Annotated in this window: 5 protein-coding genes; 4 read left to right on the top strand and 1 reads right to left on the bottom strand. The window is 70.3% G+C overall.

Annotated elements, in window-relative coordinates:
- Nucleotides 1-392 precede the first annotated feature (392 nt).
- Entirely contained in the window at nucleotides 393-950 is a 558-nt protein-coding gene (locus Q0112_RS05680; RefSeq protein WP_297972617.1) for a DUF882 domain-containing protein, read from the bottom strand.
- A gap of 264 nt (nucleotides 951-1,214) precedes the next feature.
- Between Q0112_RS05680 and Q0112_RS05685 the strand changes: the two genes are divergently transcribed.
- The 4 genes from Q0112_RS05685 to Q0112_RS05700 all read left to right on the top strand — a co-directional run.
- Nucleotides 1,215-2,903 carry a L,D-transpeptidase family protein gene (locus tag Q0112_RS05685; protein ID WP_297972619.1) on the top strand — a complete coding sequence of 563 codons (1,689 nt, stop codon included), beginning with the start codon at nucleotides 1,215-1,217 and terminating at the stop codon, nucleotides 2,901-2,903.
- 47 nt (nucleotides 2,904-2,950) lie between these two features.
- A complete protein-coding gene (locus tag Q0112_RS05690) occupies nucleotides 2,951-4,060 on the top strand; it encodes a UDP-3-O-(3-hydroxymyristoyl)glucosamine N-acyltransferase (RefSeq protein WP_297972620.1) in 1,110 nt (369 codons plus the stop codon).
- A gap of 38 nt (nucleotides 4,061-4,098) precedes the next feature.
- Nucleotides 4,099-4,374, top strand: coding sequence for an acyl carrier protein (locus tag Q0112_RS05695; protein WP_297972623.1), 276 nt, complete (start codon nucleotides 4,099-4,101; stop codon nucleotides 4,372-4,374).
- Nucleotides 4,375-5,374 (top strand): beta-ketoacyl synthase (locus Q0112_RS05700; RefSeq protein WP_297972625.1); only part of this gene is annotated, 1,000 nt, incomplete at its 3' end.

Raw genomic sequence — 5,374 nt, forward strand, 5'->3', positions numbered from 1 at the left:
CGGTGGGGGCGGAGCAGCTCACGAGCTTCAAGTACCTGGTGGAAGGGGACGGGACGGTGCGGGCGTGAGCGTGCTGGACGATATCCGCGCCTGGACCGAGCCCCCGTCACCGGGTGACGAGCCGGAAGACGGCTATGACGAGTGGCTTGAAGGGGAATCGCCCAAGGCCTTGCCGGCGCGGAGGCGGGGCGTCTGACGCCCTTGAGCGGGGTGAAGAAAGAGAGTTCGGGATCGAGTGAGGGTCGTCTTCACCGGTCGCGCCCGATCTCGCCTTCACGAGATCCGAGCCCCCACATTCCACCATCGTGGGAGACACGATCTGCGATCTCGTCATCTCCCACACCAGTCAGAAGTGGCGACGTGCTTCTGACACCGTTCGTGTGGTGTGCGGCTCAGCCGCGCCAGGAGCGGACCGGGCCGCAGTCCATGTGGACGAAGTTCGAGCGGTTGTAGATGCCGACGCCGCCGCCGTTGCAGGCGAAGGCCGCGTTCGAGATCTGCTTGACCGAGCGGCTCTTGAGGCGGACGTCGGCGGCCATGGCGCGCAGGTGGTAGGAGTGGCTGGCGGCGCCCTTGAGCATGCGGTTGGTCTTCTGCGTGCGGTAGCCGGAGATCATCAGGTAGGGCTCGTCGGTATCCATGAGCCCCAGCGTCGCGGCGAGATTGTCGACGTTGTGCGGGTCGTAGCGCATCATCTTGTTCTCGCGCCAGTCGCGCATGAAGTAGCTGATCTCCTCGAGCGCCTCCGGCACGTAGCGGCCGTCGATGAAATAGATGGTGTCGAGGGATTCGCCGGTGCGCTGGCTGTACATGCGGATCCGGCGGACGTCGCCGGCGCGCCGCAGCAGGCCGGGCGACTTGGCGTAGACCGGTGCCGCCGCAACTGCGCAAAGCCCCGCGAAAACGCCAAGCACGGCCCGGCGCGATGGCCGATAGTCGTCGTTGTTCATGGTTCACTGCCTCGATTTGCCTGTGTGAGCGACTTTTTCACCCGCGCCCTGTGATTCTGATGCCACAGCCAAGCCATTTTTCCAAGCGTGTCGCGTTCCGGTGGTCCGAGCCGTCGGCGGATTTTCGCCGATTGCAGCATGTCGCCGGCAAGTGCGGTAAAGAGGTAAATTTTCGGTTACGGCCAAGCAGCTTGTCGGAAATCGCTCAGGAATGTAACCTTGGCGAAAAGCAGAGCAGACGAGGCAGGCATGAAATCGAAACCGATGGCCCGAGCCCTTTTCGCGCTTCTCGCGGCATCGCTGGCGCTCGGGGCGACGCCGCCGTGGGCCGAGGAGGCGGCTGTCGTGCCGGCCCCTGCCGTCCCGCAGGCGTCCGAGGGTCTGGCGGAGACGCCGGCCGCGGTGCCGCTCGCGCCCGAGGCAGCGGCGCTCCGCGATGCGATGGCTCCGCTCCTCGCCGCGCTCCCCGAGGGCGAGGCGGGCGCGATCGGACAGTTCTACGCTTGGCGCGCCTATGCGCCCTTCTGGACCGAGCCGGGCAGCCCGCGGGCGGCCGAACTCGCCGCGGCGCTCGATGCCGGCCCGGCGCAGGCGCTGCCGCGCGCCCGCTACGGCGCGGCGGACTTCGCCGCGCCGCTCGCGGCGCCGGAGCCCGGGGCGATGGCGGAGCGCGAGGTGGCGGCGACGCGGGCCTATCTGCGCTTCGCGACCGACCTCTCGAAAGGGGTCGTCGCCCCTTCCGCCATCAGCGAGGAGATCACCCGCAAGCCGGTGGCGCCGGCCCCGGCCGCGCTGCTCGCCGCGCTCGACGGCGGGACGGTGGCCGAGGCGCTGCGGGGGTTCGAGCCGCAGGACCCGGACTACCGCCGGCTGATGGCCGAGAAGGCGCGGCTCGAGGAGCTCGGGCGCACCGGATCCTGGGGGCCGGAGGTCGCCGAGGGGCCGACGCTGCACCCCGGAGACGCGGGGCCGCGCGTCGGCGAGATCCGCGCCCGGCTGGCGCGGCTCGGCTATCTGGTGCCGGCCGGCGAGGAGATCGCCACCGGCTTCGACGGCGGGCTGGCGCAGGCGGTGATGCAGTTCCAGCGCGACCACGGCCTCAACGACGACGGCGTGGTCGGCGCGATGACGCTCGCCGCGCTCAACGCCCCGGTCGAGACGCGCCTCGCGCAGGTCGCGGTGAACCTCGAGCGGCTGCGCTGGTCGAACGACGCGCCGGAGGCGCGCTACCTGCTCGTCAACATCCCCGACTTCGGCGTGACGCTCTGGCAGGACGGGACGCCGATCTGGAGCTCCAAGGTGGTGGTGGGCAAGGCGCATGTCACCGAGACGCCGGAGTTCGACGGGGTGGTGAAGACCATGGTGGTCAACCCGACCTGGCACATCCCGGATTCGATCGCCATCCGCGACTATCTGCCCAAGCTCCAGCGCAACCCGATGGTGCTGAAGAACCAGGGCATCGACCTGATGACCCGCAAGGGCACGGTCATCAATCCGAAGCTCGTCGACTTCACCCAATACACGCCGGAGAACTTCCCCTTCCGCATCAAGCAGCGGCCGAGCGACGACAATGCGCTCGGCGAGGTCAAGTTCCTCTTCCCGAACCAGCATTCGGTCTACATGCACGACACGCCGCACAAGGAGTATTTCGCGCGCGACGTGCGGGCCTATTCCAACGGCTGCATCCGGCTCGAGAAGCCGGTCGAGCTCGCGCATATCCTGCTCGAGGGGCAGAGCGCCGACCCGGCGGCGACCTATGCCGGGCTGCGCGCCTCGGGCAAGGAGCGGGGGGTGACGCTGGAGCAGACGATCCCGGTGCATATCGTCTATCGCACGGTGACCTTCGATGCCGACGGGACGGCGCGCTACCGGCCCGACGTCTACGGGCGGGACGCGAAGATCTTCGAGGCGCTCGAGGCGGCGGGGGTGACTTTGCCGGCTGCGCAGGGCTGAGGCTTCCGCTATAGCTGCCCCGCGAGGGACCGGCGGGAGGCAGGACGTTGATCACCATTGCGGAGCTCGCCGAGGCGCTCGGCGCCGAGATGTCCGGCGACGGCGCGCTCGAGGTGTCGGGCGCGGCCGAGCCGGCGGCGGCGGCGGCGGACGAGATCGCGCTCGCCATGCAGCCGGCCTTCGCCGCGGACCTCGCGAAGGGCAGGGCGCAGGCGGCGATCCTCTGGCCGGGGGCGGACTGGCGCGCGCTCGGGCTCAGGGCGGCGATCGTGGCGCCGCGGGCGCGCTACCTGCTCGCCGGCGTCACCCGCGTCTTCGAGCGGGCGCCGGAGATCGCGCCCGGCATCCACCCGAGCGCGCTCGTCGACCCTTCGGCCGAGATCGGCGCCGGCGCGGCGATCGGGCCCTATGTCGTGATCGGCGCGCGGGTCCGGATCGGGCCGGGCGCGCGCATCTTCAGCCACGTCTCGATCGCCGAGGACGCGGCGATCGGGCGCGATGCCTTGCTCCTCCAGGGCGTCAGGATCGGGGCGCGGGTCAGGATCGGCGACCGCTTCATCGCCCAGCCGGGGGCGGTGATCGGGGCGGACGGCTTCTCCTTCGTGACGCCGACGCCCGGCCACGTCGAGGAGGCGCGGGCGTCGGGGGTCACCGCCGGCGTCATCACCGCCGAGGAGCAGGACGCCTACGTGCGGATCAACTCGCTCGGCGCGGTCGCGATCGGCGACGACGTGGAGGTGGGCGCCAACAGCTGCATCGACCGCGGCACGGTGGCCGACACCACGATCGGCGACGGGACCAAGATCGACAACCAGGTGCAGATCGGCCACAATGTGAAGGTGGGGCGGACCTGCCTCATCTGCGGCCAGACCGGCGTCGCCGGCTCGACGGTCATCGGCGACCGGGTGGTGCTGGGCGGGCGCGCGGCGATCGCCGACCATCTGCGCATCGGCTCGAACGTGGTCATCACCGGCAACACCGGGGTGTCGAGCCACGTGCCGGACAACCGGATCATGGCCGGCTATCCGGCGGTGCGGCTGGACCAGCACGTCGAGATGTACAAGGCGCTGCGGCGGCTGCCGCGGCTGCTCGCCCGGCTGGAAGAGGCGGCCGCGGCGGGGCAGAAAGCCGTTTCCAATCCGCCGGCGAGCGATTAAGACCGGCGGCGCAGAGAGGCTGACCCGACGGAGGTGGCATGTCCGAGGCTGTCGCGGACACGGTGAGGGACAAGGTGATGGCGATCCTGGCCGAACAGGCCGTGGTCGCGCCCGGCGACATCCGCATGGAGGCGACCCTCGGCGATCTCGGCATCGACAGCCTCGGCCTCGTCGAGGCGATCTTCGCGCTCGAGGAGGCCTTCGACATCGAGGTTCCCTTCAACGCCAACGACCCCGGGGACTCGGAGTTCGACATCAGCACCGTCGGCGCCATGGTGCGCGCGGTTGAATCGCTGATCGCGGCCGCGAAGTAGGTGAGCCGCCGGGTCGTCATCACCGGGCAGGGCGCGGTCTGCGCCCTCGGCCTCTCCGCCGGCGAGACCATGGCCGCCATGGCCGAGGGCCGCTCGGGCATCGGGCCGCTCGTCTTCCCCGACGTGGAGCGGCTCTCGATCGCGATCGGCGGGCAGATCCGCGGCTACGACCCCGAGGCCTATTTCGGCCGCCAGGAGCTCACGCTCTGCGACACCTTCACCCAGTTCGCGCTGCTCGCCGCCCGCGAGGCGATGGCGCAGTCGGGGCTCGAGATCGAGGGCGCGCTGGCCGAGCGGGCGGGGGTGGTGCTCGGCACCTCGGGCGGCGGGCTGCAGACCCAGGACGAGAACTACCGCCTGGTCTACCAGGAGGGGAAGAACCGGGTGCATCCGTTCGTGGTGCCGCGGCTGATGAACAATGCCGCGGCGAGCCACGTCTCGATGACCTGGGACCTCGAGGGGCCGAGCTACACGGTGGCGACCGCCTGCGCCTCCTCGAACCACGCCATGGGCCAGGCCATGGGCCTCATCCGCGCCGGCCAGGCCGACGTGGTCTTGACCGGCGGCAGCGAGAGCATGCTCTGCTTCGGCGGCATCAAGGCCTGGGAGGGGCTGCGCGTGATGTCGAAGGACGGCTGCCGGCCCTTCTCGCGCAACCGCAACGGCATGGTGCAGGGCGAGGGGGCGGCGGTCTTCGTCTTCGAGGAGCTCGAGCATGCCCGGGCGCGCGGGGCGGAGATCCTCGCCGAGGTAGTGGGCTTCGCGATGACCTCGGACGCCTCCGACATCGTGACGCCGAACCTCGACGGGGCGGTGCGCGCCATGCGCGGGGCGCTGAGGGACGCGGGGCTCGCGCCGGAGGAGATCGGCTACATCAACGCGCATGGCACGGGCACGACGATCAACGACAAGACCGAATGCGCCGCGGTGCGCGCGGTCTTCGGCGATCATGCCGACCGGCTGATGATCTCCTCGACCAAGTCGATGCACGGGCACCTGA

It is taken from the genome of uncultured Amaricoccus sp. (genome assembly GCF_937858865.1).
GTDB lineage: Bacteria > Pseudomonadota > Alphaproteobacteria > Rhodobacterales > Rhodobacteraceae > Amaricoccus.